This is a genomic window from Modestobacter muralis, from assembly GCF_010682105.1.
GTDB classification, from domain to species: Bacteria; Actinomycetota; Actinomycetes; order Mycobacteriales; family Geodermatophilaceae; genus Modestobacter; species Modestobacter muralis.
Genome location: NZ_JAAGWH010000044.1, coordinates 1 through 4,072 on the forward strand (window position 1 = coordinate 1; position 4,072 = coordinate 4,072).

The following is a 4,072-nucleotide window of genomic DNA, read 5'->3' on the forward strand; positions in this document are numbered from 1 at the left end:
AGGGCACCGGGTGGCGGAAGTTCGGGGAGGCGACCTGGGTGCCCAGCCGGACCCGGTCGGTGACCACCGCGGCGGCGGCCAGCAGCGGGACGGCGCCGTACCAGGGGCCGTCGGCCAGCAGCGGCCAGGTGAGGTGGTCGTAGGTCCACACGGCGCGGACCCCGGCGCGCTCGGCCTCCTGCACGTCGGCGAGGAAGGTCGACACCGGGTGGCGGTCGGGCAGCACCAGCGCCGACAGGTCGAGGGTCATCGGCCGGCCCGCGCAACGGCCCGGACTCGGGCGGCGCGATCTCGGGTCGGGCGGTCGTGGGTCGAGCGGTCGCGGGCGGGGCGGCGGGCGTCGGGGCGGTCCACGGGGAACAGTGTCGCCCACCCGCCTCCGCCGTCGTCCCGATGCCGGTGGGTTCCGCGGCGCGGTCCCGGGTAGGCGGGGCGGATGCCCGAGATGGACCCCAAGGACCCCAGCACCCTGTACGCCGCCGGCCCGGTCGCGGCCGAGCCCCCCGTGGACGACGTCCCCGAGGACGAGGTCCCCGCGCCGTCCCCGCTGGTCGACAAGGGCGGCACCGGCCCGGGCCCGGACGACCTCGACCGGCTGCTCTGACCGCGGTTCCCGCGCAGCACGCCCGCCGGCCCGGACACCTGCGACCCGACCGTCGCCCTCGCCCCGGACCTGCACCCCCGAGCACGAGAGGGCCTCTGCCCGCGACCACCCGCACTGCCGGCGTGACGGTGAGGCCACCGCCCGCGACCACCCGCCCGGCCGGCGTGACGGCCTGGCCACCGCCGCGACCACCCGCCGGCGTGACGGCGAGGCCACCGACCGCTCCCCCGCCGTGCACGACCCGCAGGACGGGACCGACACCGCCTTGCCCCGCCCCGGGCCGCTCTGTTCCGGCAGATCGCTGGCGGCGGCTCGCAGCGGTACGCGTTGGGGCGCTCGTCGTCGTCGGGTGGACGGCGTTGACCGACATCGCCCTTGCACGCGCCGACCGGTGGGGCACCCTGTCCGCACCACCACGGGAGCCCTCGTCGGGGTCGTCGAGGGCTTTTGTCCTCTCGGCGAGGCGCGGCGCGCTTATTGGGGATAACGGCCGATGCTCGATCCGTTCCGACCGCGTGACCGGCCGTTCCCCTGCCGGCGGGTCGACGCCGGGCACCGGCCCGGCCCGGCCACCGTCCGGCTGGGATCATGACGGGGTGCTGCTCGCCGAGGTCGTCGCCGCGTCGGCCGCTGTCGCCGCCACCCGCTCCCGGACCGCGAAGGCCGGCCTGATCGGCGAGCTGCTGCGCCGTGCGGAGCCCGGCGAGGTCGGCGCGGTCACCGCATGGCTGGCCGGCGAGCCACGACAGGGCCGGCTCGGCGTCGGCTGGCGCAGCCTGACGGCCAGGGCGCACACCTCGGCGGCGGCGCCCGGGCTGACCGCGGCCGCGGTGGACGCCGCGCTGACCGAGCTGGCCGGGACGTCCGGGGCGGGGTCGGCGGCCCGGCGGGAGGCGGCGGTCGGGGCACTGATGTCGGCGGCCACGGCCGACGAGCAGCACTTCCTGGTGCGGCTGCTCACCGGCGAGCTGCGCCAGGGGGCACTCGAGGGCGTGGTGCTCGACGCGATCGCGTCGGCCGCGGAGGTGCCGGCGACGGCGGTGCGCCGGGCGTTCATGCTGTCGGGCCGGCTCCCGGAGACCGCGGTGACCGCGCTGGAGGGCGGCGTGGCCGCGCTGGAGGCGGTGCGGCTGGAGGTGGGCCGGCCGGTGCGGCCGATGCTGGCAAGCCCGGGGTCGTCGCTGGACGCGGCGCTCACCGACCTGGGCGGCGAGGTGACCGTGGAGTTCAAGCTCGACGGTGCGCGCATCCAGGTGCACAAGGACGGCGACGTCGTCCGGGTGTGGACGCGCACGCTGCGCGAGGTGACCGACGGGGTGCCCGAGCTGGCCGAGCGGGTGCGGGCGCTGCCGTGCGCGACCGCGGTGCTCGACGGGGAGACCCTCGCCCTGGACGACGACGGCCGTCCGCGCGCGTTCCAGGACACGATGAGCCGCTTCGGCAGCGACGCCGCGGACGCCGGGGTGCTGCTGAGCCCGTTCTTCTTCGACCTGCTGCACCTGGACGGCCGCGACCTGCTCGACGAGCCGCTGGAGACGCGACTCGATGCGCTGGCCGGGCTGCTGGCCGGTGAGGAGCAGGCGGCGTTGCGGATGCCCGGCGTGCGGTCGCCGAGCACCGAGCAGGCCGCGCAGGTGCTGGACGACGCGCTGTCCGGTGGCCACGAGGGCGTGGTGGTCAAGGCGCTGGACGCGCCGTACGCCGCCGGCCGACGGGGCAAGGCGTGGCAGAAGGTCAAGCCGGTGCACACCCTCGACCTGGTCGTGCTCGGTGCGGAGTGGGGGTACGGGCGGCGGTCGGGGAAGCTGTCGAACATCCACCTGGGCGCGCGGGACCCCGACGGCGGTGACCCGGTGATGGTCGGCAAGACGTTCAAGGGGATGACCGACGAGCTGCTGGAGTGGCAGACGGCGACGTTCCCCGGGCTGGTGCGGGAGAGCCACGAGTGGGGCGTGCTGCTGCGGCCGGAACTGGTCGTGGAGATCGCCCTGGACGGCGCCCAGCGCAGCAGCCGCTACCCGGGCGGGGTCGCGCTGCGGTTCGCCCGGGTGCTGCGGTACCGGCCGGACAAGGGCGCTGCGGACGCCGACGACATCGAGGCCGTACGGGCCCTGCTGGCTGGCGGCTGACCCCGACGCGGCCCGGCCGGCCCGACCGGCCGCGTCAACAGCTCGACATGTCGACTCGTCGCCACGACGACACGACGCCATGGGCGACTCGTCGCCACGGCGACAGGCCGACTCGTCGCCATGGCCACAGGGCGACATGTCGCCACGGCGACACCAGCACGTGGGTCCGCTGCTCATCGACGTGTCGGCCCGTGCGTCAGAACGGTGGCGGATCGTCGTCCGGCGGGGCGCCGCTGCCGCTCAGCTGCAGGCCGGCCAGCCCTCGCTGTCCGGCGAGCACGCGCAGGCCCGGCGGACGGGTGGTGCGGGTGACCCCGCTCGGGGTGGTCACCGACAGGATCCCGTCGCTGGTCATGGTGAACCGCCAGCCGGGGGCGTGGGTCTTGAGCCGGTGGTGCCGGCGGCACAGACAGCAGAGGTTGGCGCAGTCGGTCGGGCCGCCGTCGCCGTGGGCGTGCACGTGGTCGAGGTCGGTGCGCGCGGCGGGACGACGGCAGCCGGGATGGCGGCAGGTGCGATCACGGGCGTGGACGAACCGGCGGTGCGCGGGAGTCGGGGTGTAGCGGTCGATGGGCGGTGGGCGATCGAGCACCGGGCAGTCGCAGGCAGCCGAGAGTGGCTCGTCGAGTGCGGCGTCCCCCTCACCCCGTCGACGTCGCCCGGCGATGTCGCGCGAACGCGGCGGGTGTTGCTGACACCCGTTGCGGACCAGGCGCTGCAGCTCACGAGGACTCACCGTCGCCCGCAGTGCGCCGGTGACCGGGTCCGCCAGTGAGATGTCCGAGGACCCGCCCGTCGGTGGCTGCAGCCCGCCGGGGCACAGCGCGTCCAGTTCTTCGAGCAGGTGCCGCAGTTGCTGGTGGGTGATCGAGGACCCGTCGACCGTGGCGACGTCCTCATCGCTCGGCGCCCACGCCGGCGGGGGTCGGGTCTCGTCCTCGTCGCTCGGCGCCCCTGCCGGTGCGGCGTGCACCGATCCGCTGGCATGGCGCCCGCCGATGGCCGGCAGCGGCGCGATGACCTGCAGGTGTGCGGTCACCGGCGGCCGGCTGGTGTCCCACGGCCGCAGGATCAGGTCGCTGAGCACCAGCGCCCGCAGCTGCCCGATCGGCCGCTCGTCCCCGTCGTTCTTGGTCATCCGCGCGTAGGTGTCCACGGTCTCCCGGCACGCGGCAGCGACCGGGGTGGGCAGGTCCGCGATGAGCTCTGACATGCCGTCCCCGGCCGGTCGTGTCCGGACGTCAGCCGCGCGTTCGGCCTTCTTGCGCCGCCGGTCAGCCGCCGCAGCATCGACGGCGATCAGTGCGGCCGCGGTGCGCTCCTGCAGCCGGACCGGCGT

The 4,072-nt window shown here is 75.9% G+C and carries 4 protein-coding genes; 2 read left to right on the top strand and 2 right to left on the bottom strand.

All coding sequences use genetic code 11. The features are described from left to right. A partial coding sequence (locus GCU67_RS15290) for an LLM class flavin-dependent oxidoreductase (RefSeq protein WP_163612085.1) occupies positions 1-250 on the bottom strand: 250 nt, incomplete at its 3' end. 186 nt (positions 251-436) lie between these two features. Between GCU67_RS15290 and GCU67_RS21185 the strand changes: the two genes are divergently transcribed. Then, on the top strand, positions 437-604 hold the full coding sequence (locus GCU67_RS21185) for a hypothetical protein (protein ID WP_170311063.1): 168 nt from the start codon (positions 437-439) through the stop codon (positions 602-604). 596 nt (positions 605-1,200) lie between these two features. After that, a complete protein-coding gene (locus GCU67_RS15295; protein ID WP_163612086.1) occupies positions 1,201-2,733 on the top strand; it encodes an ATP-dependent DNA ligase in 1,533 nt (510 codons plus the stop codon). Between the two features lie 196 nt (positions 2,734-2,929). Here the strand turns inward: GCU67_RS15295 and GCU67_RS15300 are convergent. Further along, positions 2,930-4,072, bottom strand: a 1,143-nt coding sequence (locus tag GCU67_RS15300; protein WP_163612087.1) for an HNH endonuclease signature motif containing protein, incomplete at its 5' end; no start/stop codon positions are given.